Raw genomic sequence first — 21514 nt, forward strand, 5'->3', positions numbered from 1 at the left:
CATTGCCCTGACATCAACAATAGAATACATTACAGAAAAGTTGACGGTGAGTCAGCTCACCGACCGAAAACTCCACGAAGGAGCGCACATCATGGGTCATGCAGTCATCGTCGAGGCCGCTCGGACACCGATCGGCCGTCGTCGCGGCGCCCTGGCGGGGCTGCACCCCGCCGAGATTCTGGGAGCAGCGCAACTCGGCGTTCTCGAACGGGCAGGCGTCGCACCGGAAGACATCGGGCAGATCATCGGCGGCTGTGTCACCCAGGCAGGTGAGCAGTCCAACAACGTCACGCGGCAAGCGTGGCTGCACGCCGGATTGCCGTACAGCACAGCGGCAACCACCATCGACTGCGCCTGTGGATCTGCCCAGCAGGCAGTGCATTTGATTTCCGGCCTGATTTCCTCAGGTCAGATCTCGGCCGGTATCGGCTGCGGCGTCGAGGCGATGAGCCGTGTGTTTCTGGGCCAGGCAAACGCGCCCGGTACGGGAAACCCGTACCCGGACGACTGGACCATCGACATGGGTGACCAGTTCACTTCTGCGCAGCGTATCGCCGAGAAGCGTGGCATCACACGCGCCGACGTCGACGCCTTCGGCCTGGAATCGCAGCGCCGCGCAGCCCAGGCTTGGGCCGAAGGACGCTTCGACCGTGAGATCGTGCCAGTCAAGGCTCCCGTCGTCACCAAGGAAGGTGTGCCGACCGGTGAGATCGCCACTGTCACCCGCGACGGTGGCCTGCGCGCGACGACAGCCGAGGCGCTGGCCGGACTCAAGCCGGTCATCGAAGGCCATATCCACACCGCCGGCAACTCGTCGCAGATCAGTGACGGCGCGGCTGCGGTACTGCTGATGAGCGAAGAGCGCGCACAGGAACTGGGATTGAAGCCCCGCGCGCGGATCGTCGCGTCCGGCATGGTCGGATCCGATCCCTTCTATCACCTGGACGGACCGATCGAATCCACCCAGATGGTGCTCGACAAGGCCGGAATGACTCTGAACGACATCGATCTCGTCGAAATCAACGAAGCGTTCGCCTCGGTAGTGCTCTCCTGGGCGCAGGTTCACGACGCAGATCTGTCCAAGGTCAACGTCAACGGCGGTGCGATCGCACTCGGGCATCCCGTCGGTTCGACCGGCGCTCGTCTGATCACGACCGCGCTGCACGAACTCGAGCGCTCGAACAAGTCCACGGCGCTGGTCACGATGTGCGCCGGTGGCGCTCTCTCTACCGCCACCATCATCGAACGCATCTGACCCGTACTCACACTGTCGAATTGACGAGGTAGACATGACCATTGGATTGAGTGAAGAAGATCGTGACCTCCGCGACTCCGTACGGGGCTGGGCGGCACGTCACGCAACACCCACCGCTATCCGTGAAGCGGTCGAGGCGAAGGTCGAAACTCGCCCACAACTCTGGAGCGGGCTTGCCGAGCAGGGACTTCTCGGACTACACGTGGCCGAGGAATTCGGCGGCGCTGGATACGGATTGGTCGAGCTCGCGATCGTCGTCGAGGAACTCGGGCGCTCCATGGTTCCCGGCACGTTCCTGCCGACAGTCGTGGTCAGCGCCGTTCTCAGCGACGCCGGAGTCACCGCTCCGCTGGCCGGACTGGTCGACGGCAGCACGCTCGGAGCCGTTGCACTGCAGCCGGGTTCGCTGAAGATCGCCCGCGACGGCGACACCGCCACCCTCAGTGGAACGTCCAGCCAGATTCTCGGTGGCCATGTCGGCGACGTGTTCCTCCTCGCGACGGACAGCGGATTCGTTCTGCTCGGACGTGACCGCCTCGAGGTCACGGACTTGGCCAGCTACGACGTCGTACGTCGTAACTCCGAGATCACCGTCGACGGACTGGTCCTCGCTGATTCCGAGATCCTCACCATCGATACGCAGCGTGTACTCGACATTGCCGCAACACTGTTCGCGGCCGAGGCATCAGGCTTGGCCGACTGGGCCGTCACGACCTCGGCCGACTACGCGAAGGTGCGTCAGCAGTTCGGTCGCCCGATCGGCCAGTTCCAGGGCGTCAAGCACAAGGCCGCTCGGATGCTCGCTCTTGCCGAGCAGGCGCGCGTCTGCGCGTGGGACGCTGCGCGCGCACTGACGCCCGCCAACGGCGTCGGTGCCGAAGAGGCTTCTCTCGCAGCAGCCGTCGCCGGAGCCACGGCCCTCGAAGCCGCCTTCTCCGTCACGCGTGACTGCATCCAGGTGCTCGGCGGAATCGGCTACACGTGGGAGCACGACGCGCACCTGTACCTGCGCCGCGCGCAGTCCCTGCGAATTCTGCTGGGTTCCACGGCATCCTGGCGTCGTCGCGTTGCCGAGCTGACCATTGCCGGCACCCGTCGCGTGCTCAGCATCGAGTTGCCGCCCGAGGCCGAGGCGATCCGCGCCGACGTCCGCGCCGAGCTCGCTCCGGCTCTCGAACTCGAAGGTGCCGCGCAGAAGACGTACCTCGCGGAAAAGGGCTACACCGCACCGCACTTCACGGCTCCGTGGGGCAAATCCGCCGATGCCGTCAGTCAGCTGGTCATCGCCGAAGAACTGCGCGCTGCGAAGATCAAGCCGCACGACATGATCATCGGCAACTGGGTCATCCCGACGCTCATCGCGCACGGCAACGAAGAGCAGCTCGCCAAGTTCGTCCCGCCGTCACTGCGCGGCGACATCGTCTGGTGTCAGCTCTTCTCCGAGCCCGGCGCAGGTTCCGACCTCGCCGCGCTGAGTACAAAGGCCACCAAGGTCGACGGTGGCTGGAAGTTGCAGGGCCAGAAGGTGTGGACGTCGATGGCACGCGACGCGCACTGGGGAATCTGCCTCGCGCGCACCGACGCCGACGCACCCAAGCACAAGGGCCTGTCCTACTTCCTGATCGACATCAAGAACAGCGGCCTCGACATTCGCCCGCTTCGCGAGATCACCGGTGAAGCACTGTTCAACGAAGTCTTCTTCGACGACGTCTTCGTCCCCGACGAGTGCCTAGTCGGCGAGCCGGGGGACGGCTGGAAGCTCGCTCGCACCACACTGGCCAACGAGCGTGTCTCGCTGTCCAACGACTCGTCTCTCGGATCGGGTGGTGAGGCTCTTCTGAGCCTGGTCGACGGACTACCCGGTGGCATCGACGACGAGCAGCTGACGGTGCTCGGAAAGGTGCTGTGCGACGCGCAATCCGGCGGTCTGCTCGGTCTGCGCACCACGCTGCGCTCGCTCACCGGCGCGCAGCCGGGGGCCGAATCCTCGGTGGCGAAGTTGATCGGTGTCGAGCACATCCAGCAGGTCTGGGATGTGGCAATGGAGTGGGCCGGGCCGAGTTCACTTCTGGGCGACCAGCATCGGATGTCTGCAACCCAGATGTTCTTGAACTCGCAGTGCATGTCCATCGCGGGTGGTACAACCAATGTTCAGCTCAACATCATCGGTGAGCGAATCCTGGGTCTGCCTCGCGACCCCGAACCGGGAAAGTGACCTGCACATGAGCAATCGCACCTTCGTCATCGGCGTGGGCATGACCAAGTTCGAGAAGATCGAGACCCGCGACTGGGAATACCCGGACATGGTGACCGAAGCCGTCTCGAATGCACTCACCGATGCCGGGATCAGCTACGACCAGATCCAGCGTGCTGCAGTCGGTTACGTGTTCAACGCGTCGACAGCAGGCCAGCGTGCCCTGTACGAAACGGGTCTGTCCGGTATCCCGATCTTCAACGTCAACAATAACTGCGCCACCGGCTCGACGGCACTGATGATGGCGCGCGAGTGGGTACAGGCCGGACAAGCGGACTGCGCACTGGCCGTCGGCTTCGAAAAGATGACCAAAACGGCGCTGACCGGAACCGGTGAGATGCCCAAGGTCACCACTTTGGATTCGCAGCTGAAGATCATGGTCGAGGACTACGGCTTCGCCCGATCGCCCATGACCGCTCAGTTGTTCGGTAATGCCGCCGTCGAGCACATGAAGAAGTACGGCACCACGGTCGAGCAGATTGCAGCCGTGGCGGTCAAGAACCACAAGCACTCGGTCAACAATCCGTATGCGCAGTTCCGTGACGAGTACACCCTCGAACAGGTGCTCGGCGACAAGATGATTCACGAGCCGCTGACGCGCTCGCAGTGTTCACCGACTTCGGACGGTGCCGGTGCTGCCGTCGTCGTGAGTGAGAAGTTCGTCCGTGAGCACGGACTCGAGGACCGTGCGATCGAGATCGTCGCTCAGGCCATGACCACCGACACCTCGGCAGCGTTTGCCGAGAAGTCGATGATCGACGTAGTCGGCGCGCCGATGACGGCTGCGGCCGCCGAGCAGGTCTTTGCCGAAGCCGGCATCAGCATCGACGACGTCGATGTCATCGAACTGCACGACTGCTTCGCGATCAACGAGATCATCACCTACGAAGGTCTCGGAATGTGCGGCGCCGGTGAAGGCGGAAAGCTCGTCGAATCCGGTGCCACTACGTACGGCGGCCAGTGGGTCGTCAACCCGTCTGGCGGTCTGATCTCGAAGGGCCACCCGCTGGGTGCCACCGGGCTGGCACAGTGCGCCGAACTGACGTGGCAGCTTCGCGGGACCGCAGACGCTCGCCAGGTCGAAGGCGCACGAATCGGATTGCAGCACAACCTCGGACTGGGCGGCGCGTGCGTCGTGACCGTCTACCGAGCCGGAACTTTGGAGAACTGATGGCTATCGATCTCGAGGTGGCATTGTCCGCCGAACCGACTGTGCGCGAAGCGTCGTGGACGGACCGCGACGTCATGCTCTACCAGTTGGGGCTCGGCGCCGGCGTGAACGCTCTGGATCCCGCCGAGCTCACCTGGGTGTACGAAAAGGGTCTGAAAGTGCTCCCGACCTTTGCAATGGTTGCAGGCCAGGGAGTTTCGGCGGGTGTACTGCCCGCAGCGTCGATGAGTATGCCGGGAATCGACATCGACCTGCGCAAGATTTTGCACGGTGGGCAGTCGCTGACACTTCACGCGCCGATCCCGTCGACGGGTGCTGCTCGTATTTCCACTCGCATCGCTGACGTGTGGGACAAGGGCAAGGCTGCCGTCATCGTGCTCGAGACGGCGGCCGAGGACCTTGACGGGAATCCGTTGTGGACCACCGGAATGCAGATCTGGGCCCGCGGCGAAGGTGGCTTCGGCGGCAGCGCCGGTCCCGAAGTTGTTGCCGGGGTGCCTGACCGGGCGCCCGACAAGGTACTGACGTCGAGCACGAGTCCCTCACAAGCGCTGGTGTACCGACTCAGTGGAGACATGAACCCGCTGCACGCTGATCCCTCCTTCGCGAAGATGGCGGGATTCGACGCTCCGATTCTGCACGGTCTGGCGTCGTACGGCATCGTCTGCAAGGCGGTGGTCGACGGAATTCTCGACGGAGATCCGACGCGGGTGAAGAACTACTCGGTGCGGTTCGCCGGTTCGCTGTTCCCCGGTGAATCCATCACCACCTCGGTATGGCAGGACGGCAACACACTGACCTTGGCGGCGACGTGCCCCGAGCGCGAGAACTCCCCGGTTCTCACACACGCAACAATGGAGATCAACTGATGGACCTCGGCACACACCCCACGGCAGCCACACACCCGGGCGGCACGGTTTTGACGTCGCCGCCGCAGGACGCCCCGGTCGACCGGGCCACGGCAGCAGCGCGTCGTGTTGTCGACGCGATGCTGCGCACCGACCGCGGAAACGCCAATCTGGATCGGGTTGCGGAGGAGCTCAACAGCATTGCCGAGCACCTCGAGCAGCACTCGCCCGAGGTGGCCGAGCGCTTGATCGACATGTGGAACGGTGAGGGCGTGACTCGTCACGATCCGGTGACCGGTCCCGAGAATGCCATTGCGCCGCCGCTGGTTCTGGAAGGGCTCGCTGACGGGTCGGTGCAGGGAGTGGTCACGTTGACGCTGCCGTACCAGGGCCCTCCCGGCCATGTACACGGCGGTGTTTCGGCGCTGCTGCTCGATCACGTTCTTGGCGTCGCGAACGCCTGGGGTGGAACTTCCGGCATGACAGCACAATTGAGCACTCGGTACCATCGCCCGACTCCACTGTTCGAGCCCCTCACGATCAGCGGCAAATTCCTTTCCAAGGACGGCCGCAAGATTCACACCGTCGGTGAGATCAAGACTGCGGACGGCGAATTGTGTGTGTCGGTAGAGGGATTGTTCATCGACAAGACCGTGCCGCGCCCCAGGTAGGGGTTCTGATGAAGGAGGGCCCAGTGGGCAAGCTCGACGGACGTGTAGCAGTGGTCACCGGTGCCGGTATGGGCATCGGGCGCGGAGTGGCAGGCGCGTTCGCGCGTGAAGGCGCGTCGGTGTTGGTTGCCGAGATCGACGAGGCAGCGGGCCTCGAAACGACCCAGTGGTTGCGGGACGAATGGGGCGCGGAGGCGGAATTCGTCCGGACCGACGTCACCGACAAAGCTCAGGTTGTTGCCATGGTCGACAAGTCCGTCGAGCGGTTCGGACGCCTCGACATCCTGGTCAACAATGCGTGGCGGACTTTCGGTTTCGCTCGGCTCGAGAAGATGACCGACGAGCAATTGCGCGGCGGTTTCGACATGGCAGTGATGGCCGCTTTCTGGGCCATGCAGGCTGCGTTGCCGGAACTCGAGCGTCACGGCACCGGCCGCGTGATCAACATGTGCAGCCTCAACGGCGTGAATGCTCACATGTACTCGGTCCAGTACAACGCGGCCAAGGAAGCATTGCGAACATTGACTCGCACTGCTGCCCGCGAGTGGGCTCCCAAGCATGTGAACTGCAACGTCATCTGTCCCGGTGCGCAGAGTGCGGCGTACAAGCGTGTCGCCGAAGCCAATCCGGAAAACGTGGCAGTGATGGCCGCGCAGAACCCGATGGGGCGGATCGGCGATCCCCTCGACGACATCGGCCCCGTGGCGGCCTTCCTGGCGAGCGACGACAGCCGTTACGTCACCGGCAACACTCTCTTCGTCGACGGTGGTGGGCACATCAACGGTGTGCAGTGGGCGCCGACCGTCGACTGATCGGCAGTAATTCGGCTCGAGAATCCGGCGTCTATTTGGCCGTGAATCCCGCATCGACCGGCAACGCGATACCTGTGACGTATCGAGCCTGATCCGAGACCAACCAGGCTATCGCGTTGCTGACGTCGGAAGCTTCGATCAGCCCGACGTCCAAGAGATTGCCGACATCGGCTCCGCTCGATGCGGGGGAGTCTGCGAACAGTTTCGCGACGGCATCGTTGACGACCATCGGTGTATTCGCTCCCGCCGGATGCACGGAGTTGACACGAATGTTGTGGGGAGCAAGCCAGTGCGCCCACGTGCGCCCCAACCCGACGATGGCGTGTTTACTCGCGCAGTAGCCGTCGGATCCGCCGGTTCCATCACCTCCGCGGCCGACAAGTCCCAGTGTTGATCCGGTCAGGACTATTGCGCCGCCTGTCCCTTGCTCGATCATCGCGGGCGCTGCGGCCTGGACGGTATTCCAGACGCCGAAAAGATTGACCTCCATCTGGTCGCGGAAGGCGCGGGCATCGTCGATGTCCGGGGACATCATGCCGATACCGGCGTTGGCCAGGACGATGTCGAGGCTGCCCAACACTGCGATACCATCGGCCACTGCGGCTCCCAGCGCGGGTAAATCGCGAACGTCGACTTCTCGCGCGACGACATTTCGCCCGACCGCCTCGATCATTGCCGTTGTCTTCCTCAAATCCTCGGCGGTACCCATCGGGTAGGCCACCGATTCGATCTGGCGGCAGATGTCGAGTGCAATGATGTCGGCACCCTCCTGCGCCAATCGCACGGCATGGCTTCGGCCCTGACCTCGGGCGGCTCCGGTGATCAGCGCGGTTTTGCCTTCCAACTGTCCGGGCATGGGGGCTCCGTCCGTCGTGAATCATGAGTACTCGGTCATGAGTACTGACTTGAGGGGACGGCGAAACTCGTCGCCGGCGACGTAGTCTGAGTTCAGATACAGCGGGAACTCGCTTCGGAAGAGAAGAGGCTCGGTATGTCCGATTGGGAGAAGAAGTTCGAAGCTGAAGCCAAGGGCCTCCTGGCAGAGGTTGAAGAAGAGCTGACCGTCCTCGAAGGTGTCGACACCATCGATCCGTTTGGTGAAGACGATTCGGACCCGGTTGCTGGAGACGATCCGTCAGCGGGAGATGACGACACCAAGCCGGCCTCAGACTGACCCTGCGACACGTCGACCTGTGACCCTGCGACACGTCGACGCGCCTCGACGCCGCTCGGTATCTCAGAACGGTGGTGGGTCGTCCCCGTAGTCGATGGGTTCTCGGTGGGCTCGCGGTGATTTCCGCCGCTTACGTTGAGCGCGTTGTTCTAGCTGCCTTTGAATCCGTCGGCGTTGACGATTGCGTTCGGACTGGATACGGGCGGCCTTGTTCTCCGCCTGGGTCCGCCGATCTCGACCGCACTGCGGCGGCATCGGGCCGTGCGGCCCGGCCATCAACCCTGCGGGGCGTGTTCGGTAGCAATGCCCAGTCGGCGATGTCAGCGACATGGTCCGATCCTGGTTCGACGCGAATTGCCACCGGTCGGAATGCTTGAGGCGATGGTGGTTGCGGCAGAACGCACTCATATTCGATTCGACTGTCTTGCCGCCGCGTTCGGGGTCGCCATGATGGAACGGTTCATTGTGGTCCAGATCGGAATTCCAGGCCGGGACATCACAATGCAGCCATTGGCAGCTGCCCGCGATGATCCGCAACCAGGTATCGAGAACTGAACCAGGCCGGTAGACGTACGCCGAACCGGGCACCGATTCGGTGGCGGTATCAGCGGGTACTCGGACGTTTCGAATTACGGCGTCTTGGGCGATGTCGCGAGCATGCTCAGCGCTGATCACCCCGTACCCGTCGAGGTGAGCGGGCTCGCCGCCTCCGCGCAGAGTGGAATCAGTCATCACGACGTGAACCACGGGCCGACGAACGACAACACCACCGCTACGATCCTGCGGGCAATCAGCTCGGCCACAGTTGCACGGCAAGAACGGTGATCCGTTGGTCAACTCGAAGAGCGCGTCGGCTCGTCGCTGCTCGTATGTTCGAGAGTCGTTTCGGCATACCGACATTGCCAACTCGCGTAGTCGGCCGTCGAATGCCCGAGCTTGCTCTGCCGGAATGCTTCCCAAGATCTTTGCCATCCCGTCCTCGGCAGCGCTGACCCCGACGAACCGATCGGTGAGAGCACGGCGTCGACGTTCTCGCATACCTTCCGGGTCCACCATCGCCACGATCCGATCGATCGCCGCTGTCAGTCGCCTTCCCGTCAAGCCCGTTCCGCCGGCTACTGGTGGGGCGAGAACCTGCGCGAGCAGTAGTCGTTCCACCTCGTCGATCAATTCGTCTTTCACGTTCGCGGTCGCGGAATCGATCAAACCAACTCGGTACAGATCCAACTCGCCACGCGCCATCGCCGCTCGAGTGCGATGCAAACGAGTCTTCAACGAGAACCCCAACCCGATCAGCTTGCCTGCAGCCGCGCGGCCCATCGTCAGTGACGCACCGACTTCCGATTCAGCCAACTCGTGTGCGGTCGACGACCACGCACCACTGGCGGCATGCTCTGAGCTTCGCCGCGAAAAGAACTCGGCTATCACAGCGAGCTTGCGTTCGACCAGCATCGCCTCGCATGCGTGCAGATTTGTCATGAGATCAACCAGCGCACAATCAGTTTCGGTACCGGTCAGCTGCGCTGAGATACCGAAGAGCTCTGTTGTCGGGTTGAACATGCATCCATTCTATTCGAATATGTGTTCGATATGAACTGAATTCTCAAATCAGTCGGAATAGTCCGAATCGGCCGAAATGCTTATTGTGCTTGCGTTTTGGATCCTGTCCATTCGCAACTCGGACATGTTGTCGTGCCACTGTGTAAGTATCGGCATATGGCAGACAACGCGGTGAAACTCAGTGAACAGTCGCTTGTGCTCTTCATGGACTATGGACAGTTTTACATATACGGCGACGATGACGGTTTCGGGAGGGAAACGGACCTGCTCGAACTCGCGATGGCTTCGCGCCCTGCGTACAGTGACGGCACAATTGTGATTGTCCTGAGCCCGCACCAGAACAACTTCGACATGCATGCAACGGTCGAAGTCTGGTCCTCCCGACCCGCATCCGACCGCCAGAAATGGCAGCAGGTCAGTGAGTCGTTTCTGAAGGTTGGTCCGCAGGGGTCAATTAGCTTTGATTCACCTCCGGGTGGGGAGTTCATTGTCTGTGATGTACCGGAGGGGTCATATCTGGTCGAGATTGCCGGCCGCGGTTTTGTGAACTACGGCTGGCCCGGATCGACAGAACCCGGAGATGTTTGGCGGGTGCGTATGTGGCCTTCGGGCGGCGACGAGGTGCGGCCATCGCTGCAGTGGGACATGCCGGGATATGGCGTTCCGGTGGACGAACCGATACCTGAACCGATTCCTCGTGCACAGCGGGACATCGAGTCGACATGGATAACGATTGACGGCGAGAACGGCGAGCCGTCCAGGTTTGTGCAAATCAGTGACCTCCGCGCCGAAGCTGCTGAACGAGAGCGGCAGGAGTGGGGAGGAGATCCGATGCCTCAACTCGAACGATTCCAGTCCGGCAAAGACATAGCTCGTATGGACCGACCACTTGCCGAAGCGGTCGTCCGCATGAACGTCCCGACTCTTCGTCGACTCGCGTTTTGGGCCGCTGTGCAGGCGTATGAGTATGCGGGATTGGCCGACAGGGACTGGGTTCGCCCGGCCCTCAACGCTATGCATGTGGGACAACAACTTCCGGAACCCTTCGGAAATCGCACAACGGCATTCGAACACCTACACGAGGAGGAATTCGGCGCGGGGACCGACAACGTGCAGTTGGAAGTCAAGGTCGAGATAGTGGACCGTTCGCCGCAACCGGAGTCCAATCCGTTCGATCACGGGAATATTCATGTCCCGTCCTACGCTCTCAATGCGATTTTCGACGCGCTCGAATCGGACCCGTTGACCGCAGCGGTCAATGCATTGGGAACGGCAGCAGTCACGTTCGGGAAGGACATCCGCATGTTGTTCGCGAGAGCGCGAGTTGAATTCGACCTCGAAGACTGAACCCCAAGTTATTCAAGGGAACTTCGTAGGGTGGTGAGAGGATCCGAGGCGTCACGACGCCCACGCGGACCAGGCCCTTCTGGGTTGACGAAGCGGCCCTCGTCCGAGCGAGTCCACTCTCGTACGGCCCATCGCTCCTTGATCGCCCAGCGACCGTTGCGACGCTCCATGTGGTCGATGAATCGCGCACCGCTGGTGAAGTTGATCATCCCGATGCCTTCGGGCCCACCCCAGTGTGTGGACATCGAATACGCCTCGCTGATCGCGTGGTCGCCGTGCAGTTCGACCAGATGGTTGCCGATGTGATGCATCGTGCCGCCGATCGCCGAGAGTTTTGGTGTCACCCAGGCGATGTACTCGTCGATGTTGCCGTCGAATCCGGTGTGATGGTCGATCGCATCCGGGTGGTAGGCGCTGCGGACGAGATCGAAGTCGAGGCGGTCGATGCCACGGCAGTACGTCAGAACCACCTCACGGATTGCCTGCTTGTCGATGAGATCTTGCAGTGCCCGGTCCATGTCACGCCTCCTTGATGCTGGTCATCCAGTCGAGTAGTTCTGGTAGTTCTTCGGCAGCGCAATCGAATACGGCGGGTCGAAAAACGACGACGGACGCGCCGCGGGCGAACCAGTCCCGGGCCTTGTCTGCGGTTGCCGAGAGGTCGACGGACCCGTTGTCGCGTCGAACCGGCGCCGCAGACACTTGCACGCGCGCCGACTCCGGGTCACGTTGGTGGGCTTCGAACGTGTTGCGCAACAGTGCAACACTGTCGGTGAACGTTCCCAGATCGGTCGGGTTCACGGTCCAGCCGTCTGCGACGCGTGCGATGCGGTCGAAGTTCCGCCGGCTTGGTCCGAAACCGAAGAGCACCGGTATTCGGGGTTGGATCGGCAGCGGGAGGCTGTGGTAGTTCTCGAAAGCGAAGTCGCGTCCCTTGAAGGTGGCCGGTGCATTGGTCCACAGTTCGCGGCAGGCTGCGACGGTCTCCTCCATGCGCCCGAATCGCGCGTCGAAAGGCATGTTGGTGGCGGTGTATTCAGCTTCTTGCCATCCAACGCCGAAACCCATGACAGTTCGACCTTCGGACAATGAGTCGAGAGTGGCAACCTGCTTTGCAAGCAGGGCCGCCGGGCGAACAGTGGCGATCAGAACCGATACTCCGAGGCGAGCTCGTTCCGTCACCGCGGCGATCGAAGACAGAAATGAAATCGGTTCGTACCAAGGGTGATCCAACGGGAACAGGAAGTTGTGTTCGACTACCCGCTGGGCGTGAGCGTCGGCATTGAACCCGAGGTGGTCGCCGGTGCAGATCAGATCGATCCCGGCACTGTCAGCACGCGCGGCGAAGTCCAGGACCGGGCGGACCTTGCCGTCGAACAGGGCCTCGAGACCCAAAACGTTGACACCGATTTCCACAGTCGTTCCTCTACAGTGCCCGCTTGGCATGAGCGGACATGTCGCCCATGTTGTCCAAACAGAAGAGCCTCGAGCTGAACTGCCACGACCCGTCGATGCACGTGAAGCGATCGAAGTAGCGCCCCGACAAAATAGGTTGCAGGGCAAGATCTTCGGTACCTTGTATGACCGTGACGTACGAGAGCGCCGTCGCTGATTCACCGTCGACCGAGATTCGCGTGTTGGTCAGCAGATGTTTGGTGCGTGGAACCGGCGGATCTCCGTACATCCGAATGAAGCCGCTGCAGGCTGCGAACACTGCGTCGGCGTCGGACGAAATGAGAGTGGTGGCAACCCCGTCCGGTCCGCACTGCCCGTAGTCGGACTGGGCGAACAATGCAGCGACTTCACCCAATCTGCCCTGATCGATCAGATGCGTGTACTCACAGAGCAGGTCACGGATCGCAGACTCGGCGACGATCCGTGACAGCTCCGCGGTCATACGGTGATCTCGCGCCGAACCATCTTGCCGGTTGCGTTGCGAGGCAACAGATCACTGGTGATGCGCCACTTCGACGGCACCTTGAAGTAGGAAAGTCGCTCGGCGGCGTAGTCGCGCAGCTCCGCCTCCGTGGTGGCAGCCCCGGGACGCAGTACAACCACGGCGGACACTTCCTGGCCGAGGTCGGGGTGCGGCATGCCGATGACAGCGCACTCGATCACGTCGGGGTGTTCGTCGAGCGTCTGCTCGATCTCGGTGGGGTAGACGTTCTCGCCACCACGCAGGATCAGGTCGGAACGACGACCGGTGAGACGGAGACGTCCGTTCTCGATGACGCCGAAATCGCCGGTGCGGAGCCAGCGTCCCGGTGCAATTGCAGACTCGGTCGCCTCGTCGTTCTCCCAGTATCCGAGCATGACGAACGGGCTGCGCACGCACACTTCACCTTCGATGCCGTCCGGCAGCCACTCGCCGAAGGGATCGCGAATCTCCATCGAGACGGTGATGATCGGACGTCCGAGAGTACCTGGGAACTCTTCGAGTTCGGCGCCGACGGCGACCGCAATTGCGGTGCTGCATTCGGTGAGGCCGTAACTGTCGACCAGAGCGTTGCGTGCGAACGGCACCTGCTCCTTGAGGCGTTCCTTGAACGCGGGCGACGACGGCGCGGACGCCAGCGAGAATGCAGTCAACGAAGAGACGTCGTACTTGGCGATGTTGCCGTGTTCGAGTAGCCGCGATGCCATCGTGGGGACAGCACCCCAGTTGGTGACGCGCTCGCGTTCGACCAACCCGAGCACCTTGTCGACGTCGAAGCCGCCCTCGGTCAGGATGACGGCGCTGCCTGTCGCGAGACGGGGGACCACCAGATTGTGCAGGCTGGCGATGTGGAAGAGCGGGGAGGTGAGTAGATAACGCAATGGGCTCGGCTTGGAAGCGTCGTACTCACGGCCGGTGAATGCAGCGCCGATCGCGTCGCTGTATTTGTGGTAGTCGACGACGGCCATCACGTTGCGGTGCGAGTGGAGTGCGCCCTTGGGGCGGCCACTGGTACCGCTGGTGAACAGGATTACGGCGGGGTCGTCCTCGTCGATGTCGGTGCTCGGCACGTCGGAGCCTGCATATTCCGCGATGAGCGCGGGCAGATCCTCTTCCATGGTGAGGACCGTGATGTCTGCCGGCAGTTCGGGGAGGGCGGCGCCGCGCTTGGCGTCCACGACCAGAACCTTCGGGCGTGAGAGCTCGATCCCGTGGGTGACCTCGCGCGGAACCCACCAACCGTTGAGACCGACAGCGATCGCGCCGAGCGCCTGCGTCGCGAAGAACGTCATGACCCATTCGGGAGTGTTGGCAGCGAGGATGCCCACACGGTCGCCCTTGCGGACTCCGTACTTGTCCCGCAGAGCAGTTGCCAGCGCGGCGACGGAATCGGCGTGCTCGGTGAACGAGATTCGACGATCGCTGGTGACGAGATAGTCGCCGTCGCCCCAGGCGCGAGATGCCGAGATGAGTTCACCGATGGCGTGACCACGGTTCTTCATCACGGGCATGACGGTGCCGAGAACCTCTTCTTCGACGATCTCGAATGGCCCACCTGGACCGGTGAGGCGTGAGACCGCCTGGTCCAGAAGCAACTGCGGATCTGCGGGGGCAGTCATGGAATGGCCTTTCGTATTGTGGCGCTTTTCACGTCACAAAATCTCACGAGAAAATCATATCTGTGGCGGCGGTTACCACTGAGCGAGACTGGGACGGTTCCGGCATTGAGGCGTCGATACGTTCGAGTCGTATCGCAGTTGGAGTAATCGACATTCCGATATCGACTAGGACACAGGACACGATGACGAACACCGCCACCGAAGCATCTTCGAATGCAGCTCTTGCAGCTCCTCAGCGCGAGGACGTCGCGCAGATGTTGATCGACCGTCTCGGTGATCAGCACCTGGGTCTGCGGACGCGGACGCAGGACTGGAGCTGGGACGAGGTGGTGCGCGAGAGCGCGGCGCGCGGCTCGCTTGCGAAGTCGCTTCGCGCGCCTGGACCGTTTCACATCGGAGTACTTCTGGAGAACGATCCCGAGTTCCTGTTCTGGCTCGGCGGCGCGGCCCTGACCGGGGCCACGATCGTCGGCATCAATCCGACCAGGCGTGGAGCTGAACTCGAGGCTGAGGTTCGGTACGTCGACTGCCAGCTGATCGTCACCGACAAAGCGGGCTACGAGAAGTTGTCCGGCCTTGACCTCGGACTGACCGAAGATCGTTTTGTTCTGGTCGACGACGCGTCATACCCGGACAAGATTTCCGCTCACCAGGTCGAGTCGCCTCAGATCGACCTCGGCGTCGACGCGTCGACGCTGTTCTTGCTTCTCTTCACCTCGGGCACCACCGGAATGTCCAAGGCGGTGCGGTGCAGCCAGGGGCGTCTGACGCGGTTGGCCTACGCGAACTGCGCCAAGTACGACATCGACCGCGACGACGTCTGCTACTGCTGCATGCCGCTCTTCCACGGCAACGCGTTGATGGCTCTGTGGGCGCCGGCCCTTTCGCAGGGAGCTACGGTCTGCCTCGTTCGTAAGTTCACCGCCTCGGGATTCATGCCGGACGTTCGGTTCTACGGCGCAACATATTTCACCTACGTCGGTAAGGCCTTGGGGTATCTCATGGCGACGCCGGAACTGCCCGACGACATCGAGAACACCCTCACGCACGGCTTCGGGACCGAGGCGTCGCCGGGGGACAAGGCAGAGTTCATCCGCCGTTTCGGTGCGCAGCTTTTCGAGGGATACGGTTCGAGTGAAGGTGCCGGTTCGGTCGTGCTCGATCCGAACCAACCTGCCGGCGCGCTTGGCCGTCCGGCGAGCGAGAACATCGTCATCGTCGATCCCGATACCCGCGAAGAGCGACCCCGCGCAATTCTCGACGAGCACGGTCACGTGCTGAACCCCGACGAATCCATCGGCGAGATGGTCGACAAGGCCGGATCGAAGAAGTTCGAGGGGTACTACAAGAACGAAGACGCAATTGCCGAGAAGATTCGCCACGGTTGGTACTGGACAGGCGATCTCGGCTACGTCGACGAGGCCGGGTTCATCTACTTCGCCGGACGTAAGGGTGACTGGATCCGCGTCGACGGTGAGAACACCTCGGCCCTGATGATCGAGCACATCCTGCGTCGGCACCCCAAAGTGATTGCCACGGGTGTCTTCGCGGTACCGGATCCGCGTTCGGGCGATCAGGTGATGGCAGCTGTCGAGGTCGCCGACTTTGCCGATTTCGATCCGGCCGAGTTCGCTGCCTACCTTGCCGCGCAGGCGGATTTGGGTACCAAGGCAGCGCCGCGATTTGTTCGTGTTTCGACTGATCTGCCCGTCACGGGCTCCAACAAGGTACTCAAACGTGAACTTCAAGCCGACCGCTGGCGGACCGACGAACCAGTGTTCCACTGGGTGGGCCGAGGCACTCCCGAATACACGTTGATGACCGAAGCTGACGTGGTGAACCTGGAGAAGGAGTTCGAGACTCACGGCCGCACGCGGTTCCTATGAGTCGTGTTGCGCTGGTAACCGGCGCTTCCCGGGGGATCGGCCGTGAGTGCGCGCTGGCATTCGCGCGCGCCGGATTCGATGTTGCGATCACAGCCCGCACCGTTCGTGAAGGCGAAGGGCGGGCGGCCCCGCGAACGAGGCAGGGGGAGCAGGTCATTCCGGTACCCGGCAGCCTGGAGACGACGGTTGCCGAGATCGAGTCCTTCGGTGTGCGCGCCTTGGCCGTTCCGATGAATCTGCTCGATCTGGCCTCCGTCCGCGGCGCCGGTGAACGGGTGCTGGCGGAGTGGGGACATGTCGACGTGTTGGTGAACAACGCCTACGCCCAGACGGTCGGAAACATGGACCGGGTGCTCGACATCGAGATCGACGACGCCCAGGCGATGGCGATCGGCAACTATCTGCACCAGCTTGCGTTGATTCAGGTGATTCTGCCGTCGATGATCAAGAGCGGCAACGGGGTGGTCGTCAACCTCGCATCTGGTTCGGCGACCCTGGATCCGCCTGCGCCTCCCGGCGAGGGTGGTTGGGGTTTGTCGTACGCCGCGTCGAAGGCGTCGTTCGGACGTATCGCCGGAGCGATCAACTCGGAGTATCGAGGCGCCGGAATCAAAGCGTTCAACCTGAGTCCGGGATTTGTCATCACGGAATCAGGGAAAGCCCGTGGTGGCGCGGACGCGATAGTGGAAGCCGGATTTGCGGCCACACCGGCATCCGTGCCCGCCGCTGCTGCGGTGTGGCTTGCAACAGATCCGGATGCGGACCGGTTCCTCGGTCGCGTCGTGGACGGTCCGAAATTGATGGCGACACTGGAGGAAACGGTATGAAGCTCGGCGTAGTTGTTCCGGTCGAATTGGGTCGAAGTGGAGATCCCGCCTGGATTCTGCAATTCGCCCGTGCTGCCGAATCGTTGGGTTTCGACGAGATCTCGGCCGTGGAGCACTCGGTTGTCATCGCGGATACGGCGAGCGAATACCCGTACTCTCCGACCGGAAAATCTCACCTACCCGATGACTGTGACATCCCGGACCCACTGGAACTACTGTCATTTGTTGCCGGCGCCACAACGACTTTGGGTCTGTCCACCGGAGTTCTGGTGCTTCCCAACCACAATCCGGTAGTGCTTGCCAAGCGCTTGGCGACGCTGGATCGACTTTCGGGTGGGCGATTGCGCATCTGTCTCGGTCTGGGCTGGATGAAAGAAGAGATCGAAGCGTGCGGCGGTGACTTCGAGCGCCGCGGCAAGGTAGCCGATGAGGCCATCGCGGTGATGCGTTCACTCTGGGAGGGCAAGGAAGCAGTCGATTTCGACGGCGATTACTTCTCGTTCAAGGGTGCGTACAGCTGGCCGAAGCCGCACCGCGAATCCGGAGTTCCGCTCTACATCGGTGGACACAGTCTCGCTGCTGCTCGGCGAGCAGGCCGGTTGGGTGATGGTTTCCAGCCGCTGGGACTGGCCGGTGAAGATCTCGACAAGGCTGTAGCGGCGATGAAAGCGGCTGCGGTGAAGGCAGATCGAGATCCTGCCGACGTATCGCTGGTACTCGGTGCGACACTGCCCAGGCTCGACGAAGCGAAACTCGAGTGGGCACGCGGGTTGGGAGCCGATCGAATCGTGTTGTCCGCGAGCCGTCGTGGCACGTCGTTGGAATTGATCATCGACGAAATGGCTGAATGCTCGAAGCGGCTGGGGCTCGGCGCGTAGTCCTTTCTCTGATCAGGGATGCGCCAGCCCGTTCAGGACCATCGCGCCCACGAAGCGCGAGCGATCGGGTGCGTCGATCCGGGACGTCAGTCGAGGGCGGTGGCGTCGGTTGTCGGCGTCTTGGTGCCGGGAGTCGCTTCGATGTCGAGAACGACCTGGCTGTCGGTGGCTTCTTCGGGGAAGACGTACCGACGCATGGCCCACCAGCGGAAGGCCGTCGCCAGCAGGGTCCCGATGATCGATCCGCTGATGAAGTCCGCGAAGTTCTCCATCAACACCGACACCTCGGGTTGACGCAGGTGGAACACGTACCTGGAGGTCCAGAGAGGTACCTGGTTGATGGCCAAACCGATACCCGCGACGATGAAGAACAGAGCGGCCTCGTGATGGCGCTGTCGACCACCGCGCTGAGCAAACGACCATTCGCGGTTGAGGACGTAAGACAGAACCGTCGCGATCAGGACCGCAAGGATGTTGGCCGTCACCGGGTGCTGAGGCAGAACCGTCCACTTGATGCCGAAGAACAGCACCGTGGTGACGATGAAGGCGATGCCGCCGACCACCAGGAACTTGAGCATTTCTGCGTGCGGCAGGACGCGCACGAGAACCCGCTCAGGAAGCCTATTGACCATCTTTTCGACAAACGCCATTGTTCGAGGCTAACCCTGAATACGACCGACGGCACAAATCGTCGATGCCCGTGTCGGCAAGATCATCAGAATCCGTACCCGAGAATTGCGGGCTTCTCTGCGTTGAAGGCGAAGTCGAAATTCCGGATTTCCCGCGGATCGGACGCGTGGAGTCGGTGCGCCGCCGCGAAGGTCTTGGCCTGGTGCTCGCCCAGGTACAAGCTGCTCAGGACATCAGAGGGCATCGTGATCGCGGGCTCCGCGTCAGTGGCCGTACAGGTGGCCTTGCCACCCTTGACCTGAAGTGCAAAAGTTCCGCCGGCCTTCAGGAACGGATCTTCGACCTTGATGACGGTGTCCAGGTCAGCAGCATATTCGCGAGCCTCGAGAGCCGCGGGCACGTCCATGATGCGCAGCCACAGTCGATCGGAGCGCGTCGTCGTTCGGGCAAGGCGGTAGTCCGTCAGCATCAGCCGGAGTGGATCGGCAGGATGTTGGCGTGTCTCGATCCGGGTGACGAGGTCGAGGCCGCAGATCGTGCGCCACAGCGCCGCGTGCGCGTCTTCGGTGATCGTCACGAACTCGTCGATCCGGGCGATGCTGTCGCGGCCCTCGCTCGTGTGCCGGTAAGCGATGTATCCGTCCGCGTGTGTCAGAAAGAACAGTCCGGAGGCGCCGTCACGATCCTCGGACGGGTCGGCGAACATGTGGTCCCAGAGCGGTTGCGGACGCAATTGAGCGCCGGGTGTCAGCAGTCGCCAGCGGTCGTAGATCTCGGGTAGAAGCGTCGAGGCAGCTTTGACGTCGACGATCGACACGCCACCGTTGTCGGGCACCTCGGGGCGGAACCGCGCGAAGCGGCGATCGAGGGTGATGCCCTCGCTGAAGGTGGCCGGGCCGTATCCGAAGCGGTTGTAGATGCCGGCCTCGCTGGCCGTCAGGGCGGCAAGTGGTGCTCCGGTCGACTCGATGTGGGCGTGAAGTGCAGTGAACATCGAGCGTAGGACGCCACGGCGACGGTGAGTCGGGGCGACGGATACCCAGGTGATTCCGCGCGTGGGGAGTTGGCGTCCGCCGGGCACGGTGAATTCCATGTCGATTTCGATGGCCACGCCGACGGGTAGGTCACCGTCGACGGCGAGGATGATGTCCTCGGGCTTGTAGAGAGCCTTCGTCAGTTCGCTGACCGCGGGAGACGGGTGAAAACCGAACCCCACCGAGTCGAGTAGTTGGAGAGCCGGCCAGTCGCTCTCGGTAGCGGTGCGGATGGTGATCTTGTTTTCGGGGCTCACGTATATCGACTTTGGCATAGATTGCGTGAAGACGCACATGAATATCGGGGCTGACGTTTCCGCACCGGCTCCCAGGGGTACCGCCCGACGGACCAGTCCTGCGGCACGGAGAAAACCGATACGGAGAAACACTGTGGCGATCACCGACATCAAGGAATATGCCCATCTCACCGAGGAAGACGTCGAAGCGCTCGGGCGCGAGTTGGACGCCATTCGGCTCGACATCGAGGAGAAGCGCGGCGCGCACGATGCTCGATACATCCAGCGGACGATCGCGTTTCAACGCTCTCTGATGGTGGCCGGCCGCATCGTCTTGTTCGCCAGCAAGAAGAAGCCTGCCTGGATTCTGGGGACTGCGCTGCTGGGGGTCGGCAAGATCATCGAGAACATGGAACTCGGCCACAACATCATCCACGGTCAGTGGGACTGGATGAACGATCCCGAGATTCACTCGAGCAACTGGGAGTGGGACAACACCTGCCCGTCCTCGGGATGGAAGCACTCGCACAACTTCACTCATCACAAGTTCACCAACATCGTCGGCCTCGACAACGATGTCGGCTACGGCATCATGCGCGTCACGCGCGATCAGAAGTGGCACGCCGACTATCTCTTCCAACCGATCACGAATTTCGTGCTGGCGACCCTCTTCGAGTGGGGCGTCGCACTGCATCACCTCGAGACCGACAAGCTTCGCAAGGGCGAGGTGAAGTGGTCCGAGAAATCGGAGATGGCCAAGGACGTCGGAAAGAAGATCGCGCGACAGGTGGCGAAGGATTACATCCTGTTCCCCGCCCTGACCGGCCCGGCGTGGAAGACCACGTTGACGGCCAACGCCGTTGCAAATCTCATCCGCAACTATTGGAGTTACGCCGTCATCTTCTGCGGGCACTTCCCCGACGGTGCCGAGAAGTTCACGCTCGAGGAATTCGAGAACGAATCCCGCGCTCAGTGGTACTTACGACAGATGCTGGGGTCCGCCAACTTTCATGCCGGCCCCGTCATGGCCTTCATGAGCGGCAACCTCTGCTACCAGATCGAGCATCACTGCTTCCCTGACCTGCCGAGCAATCGGTACTCGGAAATCGCGGTGCCGCTGCGGGACTTGTGTGACAAGTACGACCTCCCGTACACCACCGGGCCGCTGTGGAAGCAGTACGGATTGACGTTGCGGACCATCTGGAAGTTGTCGCTGCCCAACAGGTTTCTCTCCGCGTCCCAGGACGATGCTCCGGAGACGCACTCGGAGTTGAAGTTCCGCATCCGCGGCGGAATCAAGGAAGTCTTCGGCGTCGATCCGCAGACCGGTAAGCGGCGAGGCCTGCGAACTGCGATCGCGATGGTGTCGAGCTGAT

Annotated in this window: 20 protein-coding genes; 12 read left to right on the forward strand and 8 right to left on the reverse strand. The window is 62.2% G+C overall.

Annotation, left to right across the window (positions count from 1 at the left end):
• The first annotated feature begins 91 nt into the window (after positions 1-91).
• The 6 genes from QM596_RS04405 to QM596_RS04430 are packed head-to-tail and all read left to right on the forward strand — an operon-like array spanning position 92 to position 7011.
• The gene (locus QM596_RS04405) at positions 92-1255 is read left to right on the forward strand and encodes a steroid 3-ketoacyl-CoA thiolase (protein ID WP_020970810.1); all 1164 of its coding nucleotides are present in this window, start codon (positions 92-94) and stop codon (positions 1253-1255) included.
• A gap of 34 nt (positions 1256-1289) precedes the next feature.
• The gene (locus tag QM596_RS04410) at positions 1290-3470 is read left to right on the forward strand and encodes an acyl-CoA dehydrogenase family protein (RefSeq protein WP_283308233.1); all 2181 of its coding nucleotides are present in this window, start codon (positions 1290-1292) and stop codon (positions 3468-3470) included.
• A gap of 7 nt (positions 3471-3477) precedes the next feature.
• Positions 3478-4680, forward strand: coding sequence for a lipid-transfer protein (locus QM596_RS04415; RefSeq protein WP_020970808.1), 1203 nt, complete (start codon positions 3478-3480; stop codon positions 4678-4680).
• Complete coding sequence (locus QM596_RS04420; RefSeq protein WP_046379299.1) at positions 4680-5549, forward strand: MaoC/PaaZ C-terminal domain-containing protein; 870 nt, start codon at positions 4680-4682, stop codon at positions 5547-5549. Before QM596_RS04415 ends, QM596_RS04420 begins: the two co-directional genes overlap by 1 nt.
• Positions 5549-6199 (forward strand): PaaI family thioesterase, encoded by a 651-nt coding sequence (locus tag QM596_RS04425; protein ID WP_021331979.1) that lies wholly within the window; start codon positions 5549-5551, stop codon positions 6197-6199. Before QM596_RS04420 ends, QM596_RS04425 begins: the two co-directional genes overlap by 1 nt.
• Before the next feature lie 23 nt (positions 6200-6222).
• Positions 6223-7011: an SDR family NAD(P)-dependent oxidoreductase gene (locus QM596_RS04430; RefSeq protein WP_021331980.1), complete on the forward strand. Its 789-nt coding sequence runs from the start codon at positions 6223-6225 to the stop codon at positions 7009-7011.
• Between the two features lie 31 nt (positions 7012-7042).
• On the opposite strand, the gene QM596_RS04435 is transcribed toward QM596_RS04430, so the two are convergent.
• A complete protein-coding gene (locus QM596_RS04435) occupies positions 7043-7867 on the reverse strand; it encodes a mycofactocin-coupled SDR family oxidoreductase (RefSeq protein ID WP_283308234.1) in 825 nt (274 codons plus the stop codon).
• Positions 7868-8002: 135 nt separating this feature from the next.
• On the opposite strand from QM596_RS04435, the gene QM596_RS04440 reads away from it, so the two are divergent.
• A complete protein-coding gene (locus tag QM596_RS04440) occupies positions 8003-8185 on the forward strand; it encodes a hypothetical protein (protein WP_283308235.1) in 183 nt (60 codons plus the stop codon).
• Between the two features lie 63 nt (positions 8186-8248).
• On the opposite strand, the gene QM596_RS04445 is transcribed toward QM596_RS04440, so the two are convergent.
• Positions 8249-9745: a DUF222 domain-containing protein gene (locus QM596_RS04445; protein WP_283308236.1), complete on the reverse strand. Its 1497-nt coding sequence runs from the start codon at positions 9743-9745 to the stop codon at positions 8249-8251.
• 831 nt (positions 9746-10576) lie between these two features.
• On the opposite strand from QM596_RS04445, the gene QM596_RS04450 reads away from it, so the two are divergent.
• Positions 10577-11092, forward strand: coding sequence for a hypothetical protein (locus QM596_RS04450; RefSeq protein WP_229756667.1), 516 nt, complete (start codon positions 10577-10579; stop codon positions 11090-11092).
• A gap of 8 nt (positions 11093-11100) precedes the next feature.
• Here QM596_RS04450 and QM596_RS04455 read toward each other — a convergent pair whose 3' ends face one another.
• Genes QM596_RS04455 through casG form a run of 4 tightly spaced genes read right to left on the reverse strand, consistent with a single transcriptional unit; the run spans position 11101 to position 14647 of the window.
• Positions 11101-11610, reverse strand: a complete 510-nt coding sequence (locus QM596_RS04455; protein WP_019745312.1) for a nuclear transport factor 2 family protein — start codon at positions 11608-11610, stop codon at positions 11101-11103.
• Between the two features lies 1 nt (position 11611).
• Positions 11612-12508: a TIGR03619 family F420-dependent LLM class oxidoreductase gene (locus QM596_RS04460; protein WP_069145598.1), complete on the reverse strand. Its 897-nt coding sequence runs from the start codon at positions 12506-12508 to the stop codon at positions 11612-11614.
• A 10-nt stretch (positions 12509-12518) separates the two neighbouring features.
• Positions 12519-12989, reverse strand: coding sequence for a nuclear transport factor 2 family protein (locus QM596_RS04465; protein WP_020909146.1), 471 nt, complete (start codon positions 12987-12989; stop codon positions 12519-12521).
• On the reverse strand, positions 12986-14647 hold the full coding sequence (gene casG / locus QM596_RS04470; protein WP_007732670.1) for a steroid-24-oyl-CoA synthetase: 1662 nt from the start codon (positions 14645-14647) through the stop codon (positions 12986-12988). The genes QM596_RS04465 and casG overlap by 4 nt, the downstream gene beginning before the upstream one ends.
• Positions 14648-14901: 254 nt before the next feature.
• On the opposite strand from casG, the gene casI reads away from it, so the two are divergent.
• Genes casI through QM596_RS04485 form a run of 3 tightly spaced genes read left to right on the forward strand, consistent with a single transcriptional unit; the run spans position 14902 to position 18238 of the window.
• Positions 14902-16533, forward strand: a complete 1632-nt coding sequence (gene casI, locus QM596_RS04475) for a steroid-22-oyl-CoA synthetase (protein ID WP_372588550.1) — start codon at positions 14902-14904, stop codon at positions 16531-16533.
• Positions 16530-17360: an SDR family NAD(P)-dependent oxidoreductase gene (locus QM596_RS04480; protein ID WP_021345551.1), complete on the forward strand. Its 831-nt coding sequence runs from the start codon at positions 16530-16532 to the stop codon at positions 17358-17360. Before casI ends, QM596_RS04480 begins: the two co-directional genes overlap by 4 nt.
• Positions 17357-18238, forward strand: coding sequence for an LLM class F420-dependent oxidoreductase (locus tag QM596_RS04485; protein ID WP_020970800.1), 882 nt, complete (start codon positions 17357-17359; stop codon positions 18236-18238). Before QM596_RS04480 ends, QM596_RS04485 begins: the two co-directional genes overlap by 4 nt.
• Before the next feature lie 86 nt (positions 18239-18324).
• Here the strand turns inward: QM596_RS04485 and QM596_RS04490 are convergent, their stop codons facing one another.
• The gene (locus tag QM596_RS04490) at positions 18325-18888 is read right to left on the reverse strand and encodes a GtrA family protein (RefSeq protein WP_003939753.1); all 564 of its coding nucleotides are present in this window, start codon (positions 18886-18888) and stop codon (positions 18325-18327) included.
• A 65-nt stretch (positions 18889-18953) separates the two neighbouring features.
• Positions 18954-20159 (reverse strand): enhanced intracellular survival protein Eis, encoded by a 1206-nt coding sequence (locus QM596_RS04495; RefSeq protein WP_029537021.1) that lies wholly within the window; start codon positions 20157-20159, stop codon positions 18954-18956.
• A gap of 133 nt (positions 20160-20292) precedes the next feature.
• On the opposite strand from QM596_RS04495, the gene QM596_RS04500 reads away from it, so the two are divergent.
• Positions 20293-21513: a fatty acid desaturase family protein gene (locus tag QM596_RS04500; RefSeq protein WP_003939858.1), complete on the forward strand. Its 1221-nt coding sequence runs from the start codon at positions 20293-20295 to the stop codon at positions 21511-21513.
• The last annotated feature ends 1 nt before the right edge of the window (position 21514 follow it).

Origin of the sequence: Rhodococcus sp. IEGM 1406, from assembly GCF_030056745.1 — a bacterium.
GTDB classification, from domain to species: Bacteria; Actinomycetota; Actinomycetes; order Mycobacteriales; family Mycobacteriaceae; genus Rhodococcus_F; species Rhodococcus_F erythropolis.

Coding starts and splice junctions, on each gene's coding strand:
- QM596_RS04450 (WP_229756667.1), top strand. CDS start 10,577: ATGCCTCAACTCGAACGATTCCAGTCCGGCAAAGACATAGCTCGTATG.
- QM596_RS04415 (WP_020970808.1), top strand. CDS start 3,478: ATGAGCAATCGCACCTTCGTCATCGGCGTGGGCATGACCAAGTTCGAG.
- QM596_RS04435 (WP_283308234.1), bottom strand. CDS start 7,867: ATGCCCGGACAGTTGGAAGGCAAAACCGCGCTGATCACCGGAGCCGCC.
- QM596_RS04445 (WP_283308236.1), bottom strand. CDS start 9,745: ATGTTCAACCCGACAACAGAGCTCTTCGGTATCTCAGCGCAGCTGACC.
- QM596_RS04405 (WP_020970810.1), top strand. CDS start 92: ATGGGTCATGCAGTCATCGTCGAGGCCGCTCGGACACCGATCGGCCGT.
- casG (WP_007732670.1), bottom strand. CDS start 14,647: ATGACTGCCCCCGCAGATCCGCAGTTGCTTCTGGACCAGGCGGTCTCA.
- QM596_RS04465 (WP_020909146.1), bottom strand. CDS start 12,989: ATGACCGCGGAGCTGTCACGGATCGTCGCCGAGTCTGCGATCCGTGAC.
- QM596_RS04485 (WP_020970800.1), top strand. CDS start 17,357: ATGAAGCTCGGCGTAGTTGTTCCGGTCGAATTGGGTCGAAGTGGAGAT.
- casI (WP_372588550.1), top strand. CDS start 14,902: ATGTTGATCGACCGTCTCGGTGATCAGCACCTGGGTCTGCGGACGCGG.
- QM596_RS04440 (WP_283308235.1), top strand. CDS start 8,003: ATGTCCGATTGGGAGAAGAAGTTCGAAGCTGAAGCCAAGGGCCTCCTG.
- QM596_RS04455 (WP_019745312.1), bottom strand. CDS start 11,610: ATGGACCGGGCACTGCAAGATCTCATCGACAAGCAGGCAATCCGTGAG.
- QM596_RS04490 (WP_003939753.1), bottom strand. CDS start 18,888: ATGGCGTTTGTCGAAAAGATGGTCAATAGGCTTCCTGAGCGGGTTCTC.
- QM596_RS04420 (WP_046379299.1), top strand. CDS start 4,680: ATGGCTATCGATCTCGAGGTGGCATTGTCCGCCGAACCGACTGTGCGC.
- QM596_RS04410 (WP_283308233.1), top strand. CDS start 1,290: ATGACCATTGGATTGAGTGAAGAAGATCGTGACCTCCGCGACTCCGTA.
- QM596_RS04480 (WP_021345551.1), top strand. CDS start 16,530: ATGAGTCGTGTTGCGCTGGTAACCGGCGCTTCCCGGGGGATCGGCCGT.
- QM596_RS04425 (WP_021331979.1), top strand. CDS start 5,549: ATGGACCTCGGCACACACCCCACGGCAGCCACACACCCGGGCGGCACG.